Origin of the sequence: Sphaerospermopsis sp. LEGE 08334, from assembly GCF_015207205.1 — a bacterium.
In the GTDB taxonomy this organism is placed as follows: Bacteria; Cyanobacteriota; Cyanobacteriia; order Cyanobacteriales; family Nostocaceae; genus Sphaerospermopsis.
Genome location: NZ_JADEXH010000006.1, coordinates 81,846 through 99,712 on the forward strand (window position 1 = coordinate 81,846; position 17,867 = coordinate 99,712).

Consider the following 17,867-nt stretch of genomic DNA (forward strand, 5'->3'; position numbering starts at 1 on the left):
AATTTTATAGTAACATTATTATTATACAATATTTTTCATGTTTAGGATTATTTTTGTAAAAATGTGATTTTTAATATCATCAAATGACTCGACAAACTCACGATCAATTTGCTAAAGAATACCTAGAGGAATTATTAACACCTGTAGGAACAATCAAAAAAAGCGAAAAGGTGAAAAGCGAAGTTCAAGAAATTGATGTTTGGTTTGAACCCTTTCCTACACCCACTAAGGAAAATTTACCTTTGGGTTTATTAGGGAAGATAGCAAAAACTCAATGTTTAATTGAGGTTTTTCGTAACCCCCCATCAGAAATAGAAATTCGCAGTTGTTTACGCAAATTATATGCTGTTCATGGCGATATTGTCAGGAAGGCGAAACGAGAAAACAAAAATATTGCTGAATCAGAATTTCCGATATTATGGATTTTAACACCAACTTTCTCACCTCGCATGATTAACGGATTAGGTGGACATGAGATAGGAGAAGATTGGGTTAAAGGTGTTTATTTTCTGCACGATATTTTGAAAGCAGCAATAGTTGTCATTCATCAACTACCAGAAAATGAGGATACCTTATGGTTAAGAGTTTTAGGGAAAGGAGGAACACAAAAAAGAGCAGTAGAGGAGTTAACAACTTTACCAGAAAACAACCCTTTTAGGGAGAATTTGTTAGAGATTTTAGCCGACTGGCGTAAAAATTTAGAATTGAGAGATAATTTAAGTAGAGAAGAGGAGGAAGTGATTATGAACTTATCACCAGCTTATTTACAACAAATAGAAGACTGGAAGCAAGAAGGAAAGCAAGAAGGAAGAGAAGAAGGAAAAGAAGAAGGAAGACAGGAAGGACAACTTTTGTTAATAACTTCTCTGTTGGAAGGGCGGTTTGGTAGTTTAGATGCTGAGTTATCTGGTGCGGTGGAAAAGATTGCTAAATTTCCTATTGCTGAACGCACTCAGTTACTTTTGTCTTTGGGTAGTTTATCCCGTGAGGAGTTGTTAGAAAGATTGCAGAATCGGGAAGAATAGGATATAGTTGTTAAGGGTTTTTTGATATAACGCTAAACATCGTTACCAAATTTAAACCAGTAACGATGTTTTTTGAATCAAAATGAATGTGGAAGCTTTATAAAATTGGATAATAAAATCATGAAAATTTATCAATTGATATTCCAAGGATGTGCGCTGGTTTTGCTGACTGCTTTACCTTCTTTTGCAGAAACAAAGAATAAAGTTATTTTAGTTCCGGGTGAGAATCTTTTCCCTCTTAAATGTGAGACTATTCAGGGTAGTATTGATGCAAATGATAAGGTTGCTCCGCGTGGCAGTCTGAATGATAATTTTGAATCAAGATATGATTCATACAGCGTCAAGATACAGCCACGAAATATTATGTTCATTGAGCTTACTACTCCCAACTCGGACTATTCTAATTTTAATCCAAAGCTTACCACACAAATGGTTGATAAGAAGACAGGTACTAAGCTATTAGATACTGCTAGTAAAGGAGGTATACTACCAGGTCAGAAAGAGAAGCAACCGCCGCGTTTTGCATGGTATTTTAAAGATGAATCAATCACAAAAATTACCAATTGGAATATATATATTTCTGCTCCTAATTCTGGTAATTATAATTTAAAAATTGCATTTGCTAGACCAAGCAGTAATCTTTCTGAATCAGAGATAGACGAAGCTATTAGCGATTCCTCAATAGATGGTGCTGCAAGATTGTTAAGCACCTTGATAGTTAAATTATCCGCAGGAGCTAGTCTTACACTAAATGATGATGAAAAAATACATCCCGTTGATATGAACGCCTTATGTAAAAATTAATATTTATCCCATTTTTCCTTTGCGTCTTTGCTCCTTTGCGTCTTTGCGCGAAACACAATTCATACTTTAATGATGCAATACCATATTGATGATGAGAATGCGCGGTGGGTAAGGGTTTAGCAATGCTAAACCCCTACAATAAATCTGGCTCATTATTTTGTAGAATTGGTATGAAAGATGTTGGTAAGGGGCGGTGATTCTGAGATAAAATAGAATCAGCCAAGTATTTTGTCTTCCTATCAAAACGAGGTACAGATGACAGATTTAGAACTACATCGCAAGATTGAAAAACAGATATCCCAACTACCACCAGAACAGCTTTCCTTAGTTAGTGATTTCCTCGACTCTATCCAGGAAAAAAGCACCTTAAATCAACGCCCATTACGTCGTATTTCCCCTATCAAGCGAGGTAAAAAAGCAGGTGATTTACTACATTATGCTGGAACTTGGCAAGGTGATGATCTGGAAGATTGTCTTCGCTTGTAGGATGGTTTTAGGAAATGCGATCGCCAATCACACGAAACATATAGTCAAGCACCCTTAATTTTGGGACAAACTAATTTTTTTCTGGAATTTGATGTTTGTTTTTATCGTTCAAAACTTGAATTTGAGATCAAACCTAAATCGTAGTAAAATAACCTCTATGTCTCTACAAGAACTGAAAGAAAAAGCCTGTAAATTATCGGAGAGCGATCGCCTAGAACTTGTCCGCGCAATCATCGAATCCTTGCAAAATCAACCTAGCCAACAGTCAGAAAAAACTCGCATTATCAAACAAATGAAAGGTTTATTAAAAACCAATCAACCAGCACCAACTGATGAACAAGTTAAGGCAATGTTAGCAGAACATAGAGAGGAGAAGTATCTGTAGTGAAAATTCTTATTGACATAGTTGGTAATTTTTTTTGTAACGAACCGCAAAGTACGCAAAGAGCGCAAAGGAAGAGGTTTTAAGGGAGGGTGAGGTTAGGAGGAAAGGATGATGCGTTTTATGCCTTCTTTGAGGAGGGAAACGTTAAAGTTGATGAGGAGTGCAAGCGGGTATTTAGTCATTTTTAAATATGAGAGAACTTGTGCTTCGTGGATAGGAGTTAAACTTTGCACAGATTTTAATTCTACTATTAAGGATTCTCCAACTAAAAAATCTAATTTACCCTCACCTACAGGACGACTTTTATAGTATAGTTTTACTGGATGTTCAAAGGTATGAGGTATTTCACGAAGCAGAAATTCTTCTCTTAAAGCCCTATGATATACCTCCTCCAAAAATCCAGCACCTAATACTTGATGTACCTCAATAGCAGCACCAATAACTCTATAAGCTAACTTTTCTACCTCTTCATTTGGCTGTCTCAGCATAACTTTCTTTCCTTACATTGACTAAATTACATAATATTCTAACTTTGCGAACTTTGCGAACTTTGCGGTTAAAAAAAACAAAAAACATCAAAACCAACAGACCATAAACCGCATCATCTCAAACATCCAAAACTAACCCATCTTCCAACTTTGCGAACTTTGCGAACTTTGCGGTTCGTAACAAATCACCATCTATCCTACCTTGTGGCAAAATTGATCAGAGTCCTCAAAAACTGAAAATTCCCAGCATGACCGCAACTATACCAAATCTCCCCAGTGTTTACGAATCATTCTCCACAGAAGCGAAATGGCAAAAATTCTGGGAAGAAAACCAAGTCTACAAAGCAGATCCCGATCATCCCGGTGAACCCTACTGTATTGTGATTCCGCCCCCAAACGTCACCGGCAGTTTACACATGGGTCACGCCTTTGAAAGTGCGTTAATTGATGCCATCATTCGTTATCAAAGAATGAAAGGTAAAAACGCCCTTTGGCTACCCGGTACTGATCACGCAAGTATCGCAGTCCAAACAATTCTGGAAAAACAACTCAAAGCAGAAGGTAAAACTCGCTACGACCTGGGTAGGGAAAAATTCTTAGAACGTGCTTGGCAATGGAAAAACGAATCAGGCGGTACAATTGTCAATCAATTACGCCGTTTGGGTGTTTCCGTAGACTGGTCGCGGGAACGCTTCACCTTAGATGAAGGTTTATCAAAAGCTGTTTTAGAAGCATTTATTCGTCTTTATGAAGAAGGTCTAATTTACCGGAGTAATTATTTAGTTAACTGGTGTCCTGCGTCACAATCTGCGGTGTCTGATTTGGAAGTCGAACCCAAGGAAGTAAATGGTAATCTTTGGCACTTCCGTTATCCCCTCACTGATGGTTCTGGATTTGTGGAAGTTGCTACCACAAGACCTGAAACCATGTTAGGTGATACAGCAGTAGCGGTAAACCCAGAAGATGAACGGTATAAAGATTTAATTGGAAAAACCCTCACCTTACCGATTATGAATCGGGAAATACCGATTATTGGTGATGAGTTAGTTGATCCTGCTTTCGGTACTGGATGCGTAAAAGTGACACCTGCCCATGATCCGAATGACTTTGAAATGGGTAAGCGTCATGATTTGCCGTTTATCAATATTATGAACAAAGACGGCACGCTTAACGAAAATGCAGGTGAATTTCAAGGACAAGACCGTTTTGTAGCTAGAAAAAATGTAGTTGCTCGTTTAGAAGCCGATGGCGTACTGGTTAAAATAGAAGAATATAAACATACCGTACCCTATAGCGATCGCGGAAAAGTCCCCGTTGAACCCCTATTAAGTACCCAGTGGTTTGTCAAAATTCGCCCCATCGCTGACAAAACCCTCGATTTCCTCGATAACCAAAACTCCCCCGAATTTGTCCCCGAACGCTGGAGAAAAGTCTATAGAGACTGGTTAGTAAATCTGCGTGACTGGTGTATTTCCCGTCAACTATGGTGGGGTCATCAAATACCCGCTTGGTATGCAGTCAGCGAAACCAACGGAGAAATTACCGATAACACACCCTTCTTTGTTGCTAAAACAGAAGCCGAAGCATTAGAAAAAGCTAAAGCCCAATTCGGCGAAGAAGTCAAACTAGAACAAGATCCCGACGTATTAGATACTTGGTTTTCCTCCGGTTTATGGCCTTTCTCAACTTTAGGATGGCCAGAACAAACCAAAGACTTAGAAACCTACTATCCCAACGCTACGCTAGTTACAGGATTTGATATTATCTTTTTCTGGGTAGCGAGAATGACCTTAATGGCAGGACATTTTACCGGAAAAATGCCCTTTAAAACCGTTTATATTCACGGTTTAGTGAGGGATGAAAATAATAAGAAAATGTCCAAATCAGCAAACAATGGAATTGACCCATTATTGTTGATTGATAAATATGGAACTGATGCCCTGCGTTATACTTTAGTGAAAGAAGTAGTCGGTGCAGGTCAAGATATTCGTTTAGAATATGACCGTAAAAAAGATGAATCTATTTCTGTAGAAGCATCCCGAAATTTTGCTAATAAAATCTGGAATGCCGCCCGATTTGTAATGATGAATTTGGACGGACAAACACCAGCCCAATTAGGCAAACCAGAACCCACAGAACTCAGTGATAAATGGATTATTTCCCGTTATCATCAAGTAGTTAAACAGACAAATAACTACATTGATAATTACGGTTTAGGGGAAGCAGCAAAAGGACTTTATGAGTTTATTTGGGGGGATTTTTGTGACTGGTATATTGAATTAGTAAAATCCAGATTACAAAAAGACGCAGATCCCGCATCTCGCAAAGTTGCCCAACAAATATTAGCGGAAATCTTGGAAGGAATCTTAAAATTATTACATCCTTTCATGCCCCATATTACCGAAGAAATTTGGCAAACTCTCACCCAACAACCAGCCGAAAATCCCCAAGTTTTAGCTTTACAAAGCTATCCAGAAGCGGATACAAATCTAATTGATGCTGACTTAGAAACACAATTTGATTTGTTAATTGGTGCTATCCGCACAATTCGTAATTTACGGGCGGAAGCTGATGTTAAACCAGGGGCAAAAATTACCGCTAATTTGCAAAGTGAAAGCGAAAAAGAAAGGTCAATTCTCATTACTGGTGAAGCTTATATCAAAGATTTAGCCAAGGTAGAAACCTTAACTATTAACGCTCCCACTTCCATAGAAATCACTCCAGACAATACTGGAGAAACACCAACAGAATTACCAAAAAATAACGAAATTTTCAGCAGTTCCTATTGGCGGACTTTGAAAAATATTGGTTTAATTCTGGCAGTCTTAGTTACTCTCAGAGTTGCTATTTTTGTGGGAAATACATCTTTACGGATACCGCTTTTTGGTAGTTTCTTTGAAACAGTGGGTTTATTTTATTCTGGTTGGTTTGTAGTCCGTTACTTACTTAATGGTAAAGCCAGAAAAGAACTAATTGCCAAATATTTCCCAGCGAAGGAAACACCAACAGAAACAGAAATAGAATCTGCTATCATAGAAGCAAAAGAACCTGAACAGAAAAAAGAAAATTCTATTTCAGGAGTTGTGGGTACTGTGCAAATTGTTATTCCTCTCACTGGAGTTGTTGACGTTGAAGTATTGCGAGCAAAATTAGATAAAAGCTTGAATAAAGTGGAAGCGGAAGTTAAAGCTTTAACTGGAAGATTGAGTAATTCCAACTTTGTAGATAAAGCCCCCGCAGATGTGGTACAAACTACCAGAGATGCTTTAGCAGAAGCACAAAAACAAGCGGAAATTTTGCGCGATAGGCTTAGTTCTTTATAATAGGTGACAGGTGACAGGTGACAGGTGACAGTAATTATTTTTTCCTGTTCCCTGTTCCTCAATTTTGAATTACTAATAGGTAATGGGTAATGGGTAACGGGTAATGGGTAATTAATTATATGATTCCCAATCACCAATCACCAATCACCAATCACCAATCACCAATCACCCAATTGCTTCATCTGCTAATAATTGTCGAATTAACCTAGCGACAGCTTTTTGGGTAAAACGATTAGCAATTTGTTGTCCTAAATAATGTACTCTTGGATTAACCAAAACCTGCGCTACTTGGGGAGCAAGTTTAGCAGGATCAAAACCTCTCGTTTCTCGGAGAATCCCTAAAATTCGTTTAATATGTTCTAAAGTTTGTTGTTGTTCAACTGTCGCACCAGGTATTTCATTAACTGCTGTTAAACCTACCCTTTCTCGAAGTAAAAAAGTAAAATTATGTAAAACGTTTTTACTTAATGCGTCTATTCCATTGACAAACTCATCTACTAACCTATCACGAATAAATGCACCGCGTTCAGAAGAGAGAAATTCTACACTCTGATTCATGACTAAGTTAAAGTCATAATCTTGATTGTTACGGGCATTTTTTAACAAGTTTTCCAAACGATTCCACCGGAATTTACCATCTTTAAATAGTAAATCTTTCAATGAAGTTCTTAATTCATCAGATGGATCTGTTAACAATCTTTTAGAAACATAAGGATAAGCTTCACTGAGAACTTTGAAATTCGGATCTATATAAATTGCAATCCCTTCCAATGTCACCAAAGAACGAATAATTAAAGCGTAATAGGGAGGTACACGGAAAGGATACTCATACATTAATGCTGATAAATCATCAGTAATGCTTTTAATGTTTAGTTCTGCGACACTCGCACCTTGGGCATTAGCAAAAACTTTAGCAAAAGCTGGAACAATCGGTGTTAAATCTGTTTCTGGGGAAAGAAATTCTAATTTTACGTAATCTTGTGCTAATAAATCAAAATCACGGTTAACAACGTGAACAATAGCTTCAATTAAACCATAACGTTGGGGCGGTTTAATTTCGCTCATCATGCCAAAGTCGAGATAAGCTAATTTACCATCAAAGGTAGCTAACAAATTACCAGGATGGGGATCAGCATGGAAAAATCCATGTTCTAATAATTGACGCAGGGAACACTGCACACCTACTTCAATTAAATAACGTGCATCTATTCCTAGTTCTTTAATTTCCTTCGTTTGAGTTAATTTAATACCATTAATCCATTCCATCGTCAAAACGCGACGGTTGGTGTATTCCCAGTAAATTTTTGGTACATAAATATCTGGGATATGTCCATATAATTCAAAAAAGCGTTCAGCATTTTCACCTTCATGGATATAGTCCATTTCTTCAAAAATGCGATCGCCCAATTCATCTAAAATCCCAACTAAATCACTTCTAACCCGTCTTACATTTTTTTGCACCCATCCAGCTAACTTGCGTAAAATATACAAATCAATGGTAATTCTTTCTCGCAAATCTGGCCGCTGGACTTTAATTGCTACCTCTTCCCCAGTTTTGAGTTTACCTTTATAAACTTGTCCCAAAGACGCAGCAGCAATTGGTTCTGCTGAAAGTTCCGAGTAAATCTCCTCTGGAATATTTCCTAATTCTTCCTCAATAAACTGGTAAGCTATTTCATTAGGAAACGGTGGTAATTGATCTTGTAATTTAGTTAATTCTTCCAAATATATAGGAGGAACTAAATCCGGTCTTGTAGACAAAGCCTGTCCAATTTTAATATAAGCAGGACCTAATTTTGTTAATAATTCTCGCAGTTGAACTGCCCGACGACGATCATTTTTAACCACAATTCCCCGTCGCTTATCCCACCAAATCCCGAAAAGATATGACAACGTAGGTCGTAAAACTGTTAAAATTCGCCGCAGAACCTGTAAAGGTTGGTTTTGGTAATGTGCTTGAATCTCTTCAGGATCATAACGCAGTGTCTCAGGTTCAGTTTCAGATAATACTGTCTGCTTATGCTTTGCTGAGAATTTTGGTGAATTAATCACCAAGACTTCTGTACTATTTTCTGGTATTACTTCAATTAAGGACAATTCGCTTCCGCGACTGTCCTCCACGGTAGAACGAGAACTAGGGGGAAGACTCTTAACCATCATCAAAAAGCCACCAGTGAGATAAACGCTGTTAAATATTGTAACAATATGTTGCGAATGCCGCTAGATAAGTCAACAAACAAGGAAAGTTGTAATCATATCCTGTCAAGGTTTTATCCCAGCTTGATTTTCATCAAGATAGCCATCATCACCAGGGAAATTCCTACTCAATTGTTCGGTTCTACTACTATCACTAATGCAGAAAAGACTATAACCTCATAAGTATATAGTGCAGTATCTACTTTAGCTGCTGTGAGCTTGTCCTAAGTTGACCATTTTATAGACAAAAATATACTTATGTTTACAAAAATGGACATAAGTTAGCTCAGAAAAATGCCAACTTGATATATAATCCTCAGATATCAAGTATTGAATCAGACTATTACCGACGCGAAAACCAAGCATTGATAGTGATAGTCTGTTTCCAAATCTTAACCTGAGAAAGTCGCGTTGGGCTACAGCGTGCAAGTCTACTGAGGGATAACCGCTCCCATGCTCCCGTTGAAGTAGAAAGTAAAGTCTAGTTTTGTCTAGGTTTTATATAGCAGATGCTCATTAGATACTCGTTAATCGAGAGGTGAAAACCTGTGTACGAATGGATTTTGCCAAGTTTGAGAGAAGTTTTAGCCGAAAGCCGATCAAATACGGCTGAGTTTTCATCTGCTAAAGCAGAGCAACAATGGCGCATCAGTTTAGCAGCTACAGAACATCTTCTCCTCAATACCTTGGCAACCACGACATCTGACATCACTCAAGGTTTAACCCAAGGTTTAACTCAAGGTTTAGTTTTAACAGCACCAGCACCCTTATTTAGTCAACCAGAATTAACCAAAAGTTTAAAAACGGTTACTTTTACTGCTCAACCTTTTAACCCTTTGGCTTTGATGCCGTTTCACGTTTCCGGTGCGATCGCCCAAAGTCGAGAAAATGAGGCCATGTCTCCTTGGGAAGATCCGCAGCGAATTACAGACTATGCTTACAAATATAATCATATCTGTCCAGAAGAATCAATTTTACCTTTATTACCTGCCGATCCTCTAGGAACAGAGCAGTTTTGCTTGGTGTTCACAGAAAATTTTAGATTGGTTTTGGTGTTATCAGCAAACAGCAGCGGGAACAAAGAATTTTTATTTTCTTTCGCACCAGAAGTAGTACAGCAAGCTTGGCAAGTTTTAGGCGCGAGGGTGGTTTTGACTAATCCCGAATTATTTGCCGAGTTGGATGCTTTAGTCCAAAAATATCCTGCAACTGCACCAAACTATCAAACTATAATTCAATTTAGCCAGTTTTTGCTTCAGGAATTAGCAGAACCAGAAACGGATAAACCAACACATACTATTCCCATCTCTCCACCTACCCAAAATCATGTTTCCCCATCAGCAAAACCATCTTCCCGTTCTGATGTGGAATTACTACAGGCTTTTGCTCATGAAGTTCGCACCCCACTGGCAACTATTCGTACTATGACTCGGTTGCTACTCAAGCGGCAAGATTTACCAACTACTGTAATTAATCGTTTGCAAGTTATTGATCACGAATGTACTGAGCAAATTGATCGGATGGAGTTGTTATTTAAAGCCGCAGAATTAGAAACTTGTACAACAGCCAAATCTGGCAATACCCAATTAACGCCAATGTCTTTGGATCAAGTTTTACAGCAAAGTATCCCCCGTTGGCAACAAGCAGCAACTCGACGGAATTTAACTTTAGATGTGGCTTTACCTCAGCAATTACCAACTGTGGTTAGCAATCCCGCTATGCTAGATCGGGTACTCACAGGTTTAATGGAAAATTTCACCCGCAGTTTACCCCCCGGTAGTTCTATTCAAGTTCAAGTTATTCCCGCTGGTGATCAACTCAAATTACAATTATCACCTCAATTAGATTGTCAAGATACAACCAAAACAATAACACTACCAATTCGTAAATCTTTAGGTCAATTATTAGTATTCCAACCGGAAACAGGAACTATTAGTTTAAATATTGCTGCAACTAAACATCTATTTCAAGCTATTGGTGGTAAGTTGATTGTACGTCAAAATCCCAAATATGGGGAAGTTTTAACCATTTTCCTGCCTTTAGAAGTTAGTTGTAAACAAAAAGTGAAAATGTAAGCAGTCAGGAGTCAGCAGTTATTTATTTTGGATTTTGGATTTTGGATTTTGGATTTTGGATTGTTTTTGTTATCCCCAATCTAAAATCTAAAATCTAAAATCTAAAATTTTTATCCCAGTCACCAGTCACCAATCACCAATTACCCAATATCATCAATTTCTATCAATTTTTGCCGAGATGTTAAACCAGATTTAATTCTGATATGAGACTTGGGTAAATTAAATTTTTCTGCTAATAAGTTAATTAACTCTTCGTTAGCTTTACCATTAATTGGTGGTGATTTTAAATTTACAATTAAACTACCATCTTCCTGTTCTGTAATTTTCTGTTGTTTAGAATTTGGTTTAACTTTTACTTTTTTTTGCATATAACAGGTGACAGGCGACAGAAGAAGCAGGGGAGGTAGGGGAAACAGGAGAAAAATACTAACTTTTGCCTTTTGTTCCCTGTTCCCTGTTCCCTATTCCCCGTTTTACGAATTACAAATTATTCTTGATCCCTGCATCGCTAAAAGCGCAGTTCCATAAGCAGCTTCGGTGTTATTAGATGCAACTACAGGTACTTCTAAATATCTTGATCTAATATCCGTCCAAGTAGAATTAGCCGCCCCACCACCAGCCGTATAAACATAGTTTAATTTATCTGCTCCCAGTTGTTGCAATAATTCATATCCTTGTGCTTCTATTCGCGCCATACTTGATAACAAACCATGTAAAAATTCTTTGGGATCATCTGGTTTGGGTTCTAGTCTTGGGGGTAGATGGGGATTATTAATGGGAAAGCGATCGCCTTCTTTTAATAAGGGATAATAATCTAATTCACTGGCTTTTGATACATCAATTTCTTGACTCAAGCTAACTAACTCATCATCAGTGAAAAAATATTTTAATACAGCGCCCCCAGTATTAGAAGCTCCTCCTGTTAACCATAAATCACCTAAACGGTGGCTGTAAATTCCATATCTTGCATCTTCTACACGGGTACGACTCAAAAGTTTCAGTACCAAGGTTGAACCTAAGGAAGTTACTGCTTCTCCTGGTAATTTTGCCCCACTAGCTAAAAAAGCCGCAATGCTATCTGTTGTTCCTGCACACACCAAGCAATCACGCCTAAAACCAAATTGAACCGCAATTTCAGGACTTATTTCACTAATGGGAGTACCAGGTGCTAAAACTTGGGGTAAAAATACAGGAATTTGCAGGTTTTCTAGCCATTCTGGATATTGCAACTTTTCCACGTCATAACCCAATTTTAAAGCGTTGTGATAATCGCTAATACCTAATTTTCCATGCAAGAGAAATGCCAACCAATCAGCTTGATGTAATAAGTATCTAGCTTGGTTAACGCTAGGTAATTGTTGCATCCACAACAGTTTTGCCAGGCTAGAAGTAGCACTCAGTACCGTGTGGTTAGGTGGAGCAATACTACTCAAATCCTTGAGCATCATTGATCCCCGTGGATCGTTGTACAATAAGGGAGCATCTACAGGCTGGCCAGCAGCATCAGTCAGCAAGATTGTAGAGGAAGTACCGTTAATAGCGATCGCCCCAATTTCCCGCCGCCATTCCTGGGAAATTCCCTCTATAAGACCCCATAAAGCGTCTTTCCAGCAATTTACCCAATTTGTCACATTTGCCCAAGGATAACGCATCTGAGAGACAATCCTAGCCTCTTCATCAATCACTATCGCTCGTGCGCCAGATGTACCAAAATCAATACCCAAGTAGAAAGTCATAACGGGGAATAGGGAATAGGGAATAGGGACTGGTGACTGGGGAAGAAGCAGGGGAGCTTTCTAGCAGGGAGCAGGGGGAAGTTATTTGTATTTTTCCCAATCACCAATCACCAATCACCAATCAATCATGTTTTTGTTGCATCTTGTAACAAGATATTCCCCAATTTTGGCAAAACAGGGAAAAGTAGTAAAAGAAATGTTAATCATCTCATTGGACTTTTAGGAGAGTTTCCACCATGACTATCTCAGATACTCAAGTGTACATCGCTCTAGCTGTGGCTTTAATTCCAGGCATTCTCGCTTGGCGTTTGGCGACTGAACTTTACAAGTAACTCCCAGATGTGACACGCACAGAAGACTAAATCAACCTGGCCATACAAGGTAAAATCTTCAGGATCTTGGGACTTTTAGCCAAAAGTATCTTGAAAAAATGTACCTGCGTATGCCAGGTATTTTTTTTATGACCTAATACTTGTAGAAAATTGCCAAAAATGAAGTAATATGGCAGCTAAATTAAGTCGCAATTAGCGCCATTTTACTTTTAATGGTGCTTCCCTTCAATCAGCCTGACTATTTTTATTGTTATGAACGCCTTTCAACCATCCAAACCACCGCTACAACCACCAGTTAAACCCACCCGAACTGCTCCTAGACCAAAAAAACATCTTCACCAACGTTCTTATCAAATCATGGCACTAGAAACTTCTGCCAAGATCACCGTTAACTTGGTTATTATCACAGCAGCGGTATCTGCTCTATCTCAGCTTATCCCCTATCACTGGTTACAGCAAGATAAGTTGCGAGAGATCCGTACAGAAGTCAAGTTGATGCAAGGACGTGTTGATAATTTGAGGACGGAATTTAGCCGCAATTTTGATCCCAGCCAAGCTAATAGTATCAGGCAAGAACAATCATATAGATTTGCTCCCAGTCAACTTCCGGTGGTGCTGATTAATCCAGATACTAAAGGTACTGAACGATCCAATTCCACACCCTGAGACAAATTGAAATGATTTGTAACTTTAACGGTGTATAAACAAGAAATGAATTTCTATTAATAACAGAAGCTAATAGTCAATAGCTAATTCGTGAAGAGTTTGATAGTTATCATCTATTAGCAAATCAAAGATGCAGGGGCGCTACCACAAAATTAAAACAAAAAATTAAAATTTGAGAAAGCAAAAAATTGAAATTTTTTGAATTTTGAATTTAATCTGATTTAATGTGAAAAATTTACCAATCAGTCTTTTGGGGAAGAAGCAATTCATCTAACCAATTTTCCAGTTGTAAGCGCAACCGATAACCAGAAACATCCTCATTGGTGTCTAAACAGTTGATATATGTGAGGGCGCGGTAATAATCAGCGATCGCACAATTCCAGTCACCCCAGAGATGATAAGTTCTCCCGCGTTCAGCCCAAATATTACCTTGTAGCTGACCAAACAACAATGCAATCTCAAAATTATCAATTGCTTCCTGATATTCTCCTAAATCACGCAAAGTAATACCACGGTTAATCCAAGCACGAACATAACGCGGATTTAAATCTAAAGCCTGATCATAGTCAGCTAATGCGGCAATGAACTCACCACAAGCAGCATAGCAATTAGCTCTGTTATTATAAACACTTGCTAACTTAGGATTTAGCTGCATTGCTGTATTGTAGTCACTTAGAGCTTTTTGGCATTCACCACTTTGAAAATAAATTAGCCCGCGATTGTTATAATCAATTGCATTGTTAGGATGACTATCAATCAATTGGTTTAACAAAGCGATCGCCTCTGTGTAATCCCCTTGGTGAGCTAACTTTAAAGCATAAGACCTTAAGTAGCCGTCCTCTGGTAAAGATTTACTGCTAGTTTTCACGCCAGTTTTTTGTGTATACGCAGTATTTTGATGATTGCCTTTGTATAGTGGATTGTTCTGTGTATTAGAAGTTAAAAAGGAGTAATGATCCATATATTCCTGCCTGAGCTACTTGCTCTGTGAAATCAAATGATAGGATTTTGTCTGCTAGTGGTTTACTCACTGTTTCACTGTTTCAGGAGTCTTGGCTTAATCGAAGAAGAACAAATTTAAACTACTTAAACAATTAAGCCATAAGCCTAAAAATATATACATCACTCCAAAGGTCAATTCCAGAAAGAATTTTGATCAATGTAATAATTCAGGAGTCAGGAGTCAGGAGTTAGGAGTTAGGAGTCAGGAGATCAAGGAGTCAGGAGATCAAGGAGTCAGGAGATCAAGGAGTCAGGAGATCAAGGAGTCAGGAGTCAGGAGTCAGGAGATCAAGGAGTCAGGGGGAAGTTACCCAATGCCCAATGCCCAATGTCCAATGCCCAGTACAATTTAATTTTGAGTAAATTTACCATGACAACAACAATTTCTCATCCAGATGCTTTGGACCTTACAGCCGATGATTACATTGTGATCGGCTTGGCAACGTGCTTTTACAAAGAAGATGGAGAAGTACACCAAATCGAAGTTATAGAACCTATTCCCTCAGCAGCATTAGAAGCAATATTAAAAGGCATTCCTACTTCATATAAACTTGCCTGTGCAACTACTTTGGGAAGTATCTTGGATGGTGATAAGCTGTTATTGCCTGATGGATTTCCTGATTCAGCACAGTTTGCAGATGAATTTGTACAACGGGCATTTTCAGTTGCTCGCACCTACAAGCGTAGTGAATCAGCCCAAACCCTGATTCCCGCAGGAACAACCAAAACCGATTTTAATTATTCTACAGAACGCAAACGGGTGCTAAATGCCGCTAGAGTTGTCACTAAAGACGACAACGTTAAACAACATTCTCACACTCACAAAGTTCTTTGATTTTAAGCAGTTATTATGTTGAAACTTTACGGTGGCGCTTTTAGCCGTGCATCAATTGTGCAGTGGTATTTAGAGGAACTACAAGTTCCCTACGAATTTATCCTTTTGGATATGAAAGCAGGTGAACATAAACAACCTGAATACCTGGCAATTAACCCCATAGGCAAAGTTCCAGCAATTGTTGATGGTGATTTGAAACTTTGGGAATCTGGGGCAATTTTGCTGTATATTGCGGAAAAATATGGTAAAAATCCGATTTCTCTAGAGGAACGTGCCATATTTTCCCAATGGGTATTATTTGGTAATTCTACCTTGGCTACAGGAATTTTTGTGGAAGCCAACCGCGAGCGAGAAATGCCCCGCCTATTAACTACCCTGAATGAAATTTTTGCGCGGCAACCTTTCTTACTTGGTGATGAATTCACTGTTGCCGATGTGGCTGTGGGATCTATACTCGCTTATATTCCCATTATGCTCAAGCTTGATTTGAGTGAATATCCAGCCGTTGTTAACTATATTCAGAAGATTTCTGAGCGTCCAGCATTTAAAAACAGTATCGGTAAAAGGTGATTGGGGACTGGTGATTGGTGAACAAAATTTTAGATTTTAGATTTTAGATTTTAGATTGGAGTTAATAAAATACAATCCAAAATCCAAAATCCAAAATCCAAAATTGAATCACCAATTACCAATATCTAACGATAATTGGTAAATTGCAAAGCTACAGGTAAATCTTCTTGTTTGACTCGTTGGATTACAGCTTGTAAGTCATCTTTCGCTTTGGCTGTCACCCGCACAGCATCACCTTGAATTGAGGCTTGCACCTTTTTAAATTCATCACGAATCAATTTGGAGATTTGTTTGGCAATGTCTTGACTAATGCCTTTTTTGAGGGTGATTTCTTGCCGCACACGGTTGCCGCTGGCAGATTCAACTTTACCAAAATCAAATATTTTCTGGGAGAGGTTACGTTTGGCTGCTTTTTCCCGCAGTATGCCATGTACAGCCTCTAAAGTCATATCGCTGTCGGTGTTAATAGTAATGCTGTTTTCGCCTAACTCGACAGTTGTTTGTGTGTCTTTGAGATCGTAACGGCTTTTGATGTCTCGCACCACTTGATCAACAGCGTTCACTAATTCTTGACGGTCAAAGTCGCTGACAATATCAAAAGAAAACGTAGAAGCCATAAAGAAAATTGAATGTGAAATGTTTAATTTGGTGATTGGTGATTGGTGATTGGTAATTGGTAATTGGTAATTGGTAATTGGTAATGGGTAATAGGTAACTAATGATTTACTGTCACCTGTCACCTGTCACCTGTCACCTGTCACCTGTCACCTGTCACCTATCACCTATCCTGAAACTTTCATGATACTCAAATAGAAGAGAGTGGCAGAACTAAAAGAGCCAATACCAAACATGAGCGATCGCAAAATGGGGATATTGGCAATATAAAAAATAGAGTATAGTAACCGAGCGGGGATAAAGGCGATCGCTGCCATTGCTGCTAAAGGAGTATTCACCCCACAGACATAAGCCATTAGAGATGCAGCACTGAAAATTATGAATGCCTCAAAAGAATTTTGATGCGCCCAGGTAGCTCTTTGGGCATAAGGAGGCAATTTATCAAACATGGCACGAGGGGCAGATAAATCAAAACCAACCTGCGCCCGACCGTAAGCTACGAATAAAAACGGTACATAAATGAGAACTGCGGCGGCAGCAATAGAGTACAAAAAAATAGCAGGTATAGGTAGTTGCAATAGGGACATTAACCTAATAAATACTGGTACTGGTAGTAGTTTTTAGTGAGCGCAAAGGAATACTGAGTAATTTAGATAAAACATTACCCAGTACCCACTGGTAATTACCCATCTCTATCATTAGCGGTGTGGAGACTGCGTTTCACTTTAATCAAAGTAGAACAGTGTCACCACTTTTCTTTGTTCTTCTGCTTCTCCACAGGTTTGTAGCAGGGTGCGACTGTCGTGGAAAGCAAAGCAGATGAGTTGCTGACAACGGGAGACAATCTCCTTGTTGCACAGGTAGCTGGCCTCAGCCAAAGATAGATTATCATTACTGGGATTTTCGACTAGATGCATAACCTGCTCTAGTTGTTGGCGTGATTCATGGGGCTGACGTTCCAGGCTTTGGGGTAGGATGACCGTCAATAAGTTCGGGTCTGCCCGTGTTGCGCCCTTGATGGCAGCGGAATTAGTACCTGTAGCACCGGAAGTAATGATGCGATTGCCCGATAAAACCAGGGCATAAGTCATCATTTCAATGAGATTTTGATGAGTAATTGGCACATGACGGGAACCCAACAAGGCGATTCGTTTAGAACCTGTTTGCTGGATTGTCGCCAGTTCCTGCGCTAATGTATCAAGGTTGATAAGTTCTGTTGACTGGCTCAAAGATGGAGGTGATCAGATTAAACAACCTAGATATTCTATCAAACAGCGTGTAGGTAAGAAGCCAACTAGAGTTACAGATTTCTCTGTTTTCTTGATTATT

18 protein-coding genes are annotated in these 17,867 nt (G+C 38.7%); 10 read left to right on the top strand and 8 right to left on the bottom strand.

What is annotated here, in order from left to right:
* The first annotated feature begins 83 nt into the window (after positions 1-83).
* The 4 genes from IQ237_RS05050 to IQ237_RS05065 all read left to right on the top strand — a co-directional run bounded on the left by IQ237_RS05050 (position 84) and on the right by IQ237_RS05065 (position 2,700).
* Positions 84-1,025: a hypothetical protein gene (locus tag IQ237_RS05050; protein WP_194052987.1), complete on the top strand. Its 942-nt coding sequence runs from the start codon at positions 84-86 to the stop codon at positions 1,023-1,025.
* A gap of 72 nt (positions 1,026-1,097) precedes the next feature.
* Positions 1,098-1,829, top strand: coding sequence for a hypothetical protein (locus IQ237_RS05055; protein ID WP_194052989.1), 732 nt, complete (start codon positions 1,098-1,100; stop codon positions 1,827-1,829).
* 255 nt (positions 1,830-2,084) lie between these two features.
* A complete protein-coding gene (locus IQ237_RS05060) occupies positions 2,085-2,315 on the top strand; it encodes a hypothetical protein (RefSeq protein ID WP_194052991.1) in 231 nt (76 codons plus the stop codon).
* Positions 2,316-2,472: 157 nt separating this feature from the next.
* Complete coding sequence (locus IQ237_RS05065) at positions 2,473-2,700, top strand: hypothetical protein (RefSeq protein WP_194052993.1); 228 nt, start codon at positions 2,473-2,475, stop codon at positions 2,698-2,700.
* A 95-nt stretch (positions 2,701-2,795) separates the two neighbouring features.
* Here the strand turns inward: IQ237_RS05065 and IQ237_RS05070 are convergent, their stop codons facing one another.
* Positions 2,796-3,188 carry a GxxExxY protein gene (locus tag IQ237_RS05070; RefSeq protein ID WP_194052996.1) on the bottom strand — a complete coding sequence of 131 codons (393 nt, stop codon included), beginning with the start codon at positions 3,186-3,188 and terminating at the stop codon, positions 2,796-2,798.
* 248 nt (positions 3,189-3,436) lie between these two features.
* On the opposite strand from IQ237_RS05070, the gene IQ237_RS05075 reads away from it, so the two are divergent.
* Positions 3,437-6,511: a valine--tRNA ligase gene (locus IQ237_RS05075; protein WP_194053003.1), complete on the top strand. Its 3,075-nt coding sequence runs from the start codon at positions 3,437-3,439 to the stop codon at positions 6,509-6,511.
* A gap of 165 nt (positions 6,512-6,676) precedes the next feature.
* Here the strand turns inward: IQ237_RS05075 and IQ237_RS05080 are convergent, their stop codons facing one another.
* A complete protein-coding gene (locus IQ237_RS05080) occupies positions 6,677-8,671 on the bottom strand; it encodes an AarF/ABC1/UbiB kinase family protein (RefSeq protein WP_194053004.1) in 1,995 nt (664 codons plus the stop codon).
* Between the two features lie 584 nt (positions 8,672-9,255).
* On the opposite strand from IQ237_RS05080, the gene IQ237_RS05085 reads away from it, so the two are divergent.
* Positions 9,256-10,782 (top strand): sensor histidine kinase KdpD, encoded by a 1,527-nt coding sequence (locus IQ237_RS05085; protein WP_194053005.1) that lies wholly within the window; start codon positions 9,256-9,258, stop codon positions 10,780-10,782.
* Positions 10,783-10,922: 140 nt separating this feature from the next.
* Here the strand turns inward: IQ237_RS05085 and IQ237_RS05090 are convergent, their stop codons facing one another.
* On the bottom strand, positions 10,923-11,150 hold the full coding sequence (locus IQ237_RS05090) for a DUF167 domain-containing protein (RefSeq protein ID WP_194053006.1): 228 nt from the start codon (positions 11,148-11,150) through the stop codon (positions 10,923-10,925).
* A gap of 105 nt (positions 11,151-11,255) precedes the next feature.
* Positions 11,256-12,518, bottom strand: a complete 1,263-nt coding sequence (locus tag IQ237_RS05095) for an FGGY-family carbohydrate kinase (protein ID WP_194053007.1) — start codon at positions 12,516-12,518, stop codon at positions 11,256-11,258.
* 236 nt (positions 12,519-12,754) lie between these two features.
* Between IQ237_RS05095 and psaM the strand changes: the two genes are divergently transcribed.
* Together psaM and IQ237_RS05105 are read left to right on the top strand one after the other, a co-directional pair.
* Complete coding sequence (gene psaM / locus IQ237_RS05100) at positions 12,755-12,850, top strand: photosystem I reaction center subunit XII (protein WP_194053009.1); 96 nt, start codon at positions 12,755-12,757, stop codon at positions 12,848-12,850.
* Between the two features lie 252 nt (positions 12,851-13,102).
* Entirely contained in the window at positions 13,103-13,516 is a 414-nt protein-coding gene (locus IQ237_RS05105) for a hypothetical protein (protein WP_194053011.1), read from the top strand.
* A 235-nt stretch (positions 13,517-13,751) separates the two neighbouring features.
* On the opposite strand, the gene IQ237_RS05110 is transcribed toward IQ237_RS05105, so the two are convergent.
* On the bottom strand, positions 13,752-14,477 hold the full coding sequence (locus IQ237_RS05110; RefSeq protein WP_194053013.1) for a tetratricopeptide repeat protein: 726 nt from the start codon (positions 14,475-14,477) through the stop codon (positions 13,752-13,754).
* 411 nt (positions 14,478-14,888) lie between these two features.
* Here IQ237_RS05110 and IQ237_RS05115 point away from each other — a divergent pair, with 411 nt between their 5' ends.
* Both IQ237_RS05115 and IQ237_RS05120 read left to right on the top strand, forming a co-directional pair.
* The gene (locus tag IQ237_RS05115) at positions 14,889-15,353 is read left to right on the top strand and encodes a hypothetical protein (RefSeq protein WP_194053015.1); all 465 of its coding nucleotides are present in this window, start codon (positions 14,889-14,891) and stop codon (positions 15,351-15,353) included.
* Between the two features lie 15 nt (positions 15,354-15,368).
* Positions 15,369-15,923 (top strand): glutathione S-transferase family protein, encoded by a 555-nt coding sequence (locus IQ237_RS05120; protein ID WP_194053017.1) that lies wholly within the window; start codon positions 15,369-15,371, stop codon positions 15,921-15,923.
* Positions 15,924-16,048: 125 nt separating this feature from the next.
* On the opposite strand, the gene IQ237_RS05125 is transcribed toward IQ237_RS05120, so the two are convergent.
* From IQ237_RS05125 to IQ237_RS05135, 3 genes are all read right to left on the bottom strand, one after another.
* The gene (locus tag IQ237_RS05125) at positions 16,049-16,540 is read right to left on the bottom strand and encodes a YajQ family cyclic di-GMP-binding protein (protein ID WP_194053094.1); all 492 of its coding nucleotides are present in this window, start codon (positions 16,538-16,540) and stop codon (positions 16,049-16,051) included.
* A 165-nt stretch (positions 16,541-16,705) separates the two neighbouring features.
* Complete coding sequence (locus IQ237_RS05130; protein ID WP_194053019.1) at positions 16,706-17,125, bottom strand: MAPEG family protein; 420 nt, start codon at positions 17,123-17,125, stop codon at positions 16,706-16,708.
* Positions 17,126-17,263: 138 nt separating this feature from the next.
* Complete coding sequence (locus IQ237_RS05135) at positions 17,264-17,767, bottom strand: DNA recombination-mediator protein A (protein ID WP_194053021.1); 504 nt, start codon at positions 17,765-17,767, stop codon at positions 17,264-17,266.
* Positions 17,768-17,867 lie beyond the last annotated feature (100 nt).

What these genes read in the sequence shown, in the direction of transcription:
- psaM (WP_194053009.1), top strand. Translation starts at nt 12,755, where the DNA reads ATGACTATCTCAGATACTCAAGTGTACATCGCTCTAGCTGTGGCTTTA.
- IQ237_RS05050 (WP_194052987.1), top strand. Translation starts at nt 84, where the DNA reads ATGACTCGACAAACTCACGATCAATTTGCTAAAGAATACCTAGAGGAA.
- IQ237_RS05105 (WP_194053011.1), top strand. Translation starts at nt 13,103, where the DNA reads ATGAACGCCTTTCAACCATCCAAACCACCGCTACAACCACCAGTTAAA.
- IQ237_RS05060 (WP_194052991.1), top strand. Translation starts at nt 2,085, where the DNA reads ATGACAGATTTAGAACTACATCGCAAGATTGAAAAACAGATATCCCAA.
- IQ237_RS05120 (WP_194053017.1), top strand. Translation starts at nt 15,369, where the DNA reads ATGTTGAAACTTTACGGTGGCGCTTTTAGCCGTGCATCAATTGTGCAG.
- IQ237_RS05130 (WP_194053019.1), bottom strand. Translation starts at nt 17,125, where the DNA reads ATGTCCCTATTGCAACTACCTATACCTGCTATTTTTTTGTACTCTATT.
- IQ237_RS05080 (WP_194053004.1), bottom strand. Translation starts at nt 8,671, where the DNA reads ATGATGGTTAAGAGTCTTCCCCCTAGTTCTCGTTCTACCGTGGAGGAC.
- IQ237_RS05065 (WP_194052993.1), top strand. Translation starts at nt 2,473, where the DNA reads ATGTCTCTACAAGAACTGAAAGAAAAAGCCTGTAAATTATCGGAGAGC.
- IQ237_RS05075 (WP_194053003.1), top strand. Translation starts at nt 3,437, where the DNA reads ATGACCGCAACTATACCAAATCTCCCCAGTGTTTACGAATCATTCTCC.
- IQ237_RS05070 (WP_194052996.1), bottom strand. Translation starts at nt 3,188, where the DNA reads ATGCTGAGACAGCCAAATGAAGAGGTAGAAAAGTTAGCTTATAGAGTT.
- IQ237_RS05095 (WP_194053007.1), bottom strand. Translation starts at nt 12,518, where the DNA reads ATGACTTTCTACTTGGGTATTGATTTTGGTACATCTGGCGCACGAGCG.
- IQ237_RS05110 (WP_194053013.1), bottom strand. Translation starts at nt 14,477, where the DNA reads ATGGATCATTACTCCTTTTTAACTTCTAATACACAGAACAATCCACTA.
- IQ237_RS05090 (WP_194053006.1), bottom strand. Translation starts at nt 11,150, where the DNA reads ATGCAAAAAAAAGTAAAAGTTAAACCAAATTCTAAACAACAGAAAATT.
- IQ237_RS05125 (WP_194053094.1), bottom strand. Translation starts at nt 16,540, where the DNA reads ATGGCTTCTACGTTTTCTTTTGATATTGTCAGCGACTTTGACCGTCAA.
- IQ237_RS05115 (WP_194053015.1), top strand. Translation starts at nt 14,889, where the DNA reads ATGACAACAACAATTTCTCATCCAGATGCTTTGGACCTTACAGCCGAT.